General features: G+C 48.9%; 1 protein-coding gene. It reads left to right on the top strand.

The window, feature by feature from the left end:
- Positions 1 to 779, top strand: a 779-nt coding sequence (locus LKK83_RS01120; protein WP_324628892.1) for a calcium-binding protein, incomplete at both ends; no start/stop codon positions are given.

Raw genomic sequence — 779 nt, 5'->3', positions numbered from 1 at the left:
GGAATGGGAGGAAATGACAACCTTTATGCGGGAACTGGCAACGATATTTTGCACGGCAATACCGGAAATGACTATCTGGATGCCGGGGATGGCAACGATTTACTTCATGGGGGAAAACAAAACGACAAATTGTTGGGTTTTGGCGGCAACGATACTCTATTTGGGGACAATGATGAGGATTGGTTGTGGGCCGGGGATGCGAATGATTTTTTGAATGGAAATCGGCAGAATGATACTCTCTTTGGCGACCAAGGTAGCGATACCCTGCATGGGGGAAAACAGGATGATTGGCTTTACGGTCAAGCTGATGATGATTTCTTGTTTGGCGATAACGATAATGACGCAGTTTGTGGGGGAGAAGGGAATGATTTCTTGAATGGAAATCGCGGCAGCGATACCCTAGATGGCGGTGGGGGAAACGATACGGTGCATGGTGGCAAGGATAACGATACGCTTTTGGGAAATATTGGGAATGATTTCCTGTATGGCGACATTGGCAGTGATGTGATTTGTGGCGGGGATGGGGAGGACTTCCTCAGTGGCAATACCGAGGCGGATATTCTGTATGGTCGCGATGGCAATGATTCCCTGCGCGGTGGCAAACAAGATGATGTTTTGTATGGTGGGAATGGGGGTGATTTCCTCTGGGGTGATTTAGGAAACGATACTCTAATTGGGGGGAGTGGAACTGATGTGTTTGTCTTCCGCGAAGGGGATGGCAGTGATGTGGTTTCTGACTTTACCCTAGGGGAAGATTGGTTGGGGTTGGCGGAGGGAAT

This window comes from Phormidium sp. CCY1219 (assembly GCF_035615515.1).
Taxonomy (GTDB): domain Bacteria; phylum Cyanobacteriota; class Cyanobacteriia; order Cyanobacteriales; family Laspinemataceae; genus CCY1219.
Note: the sequence above shows the minus strand (reverse complement) of the source record. Positions and strands in the feature narration are given on the sequence as shown.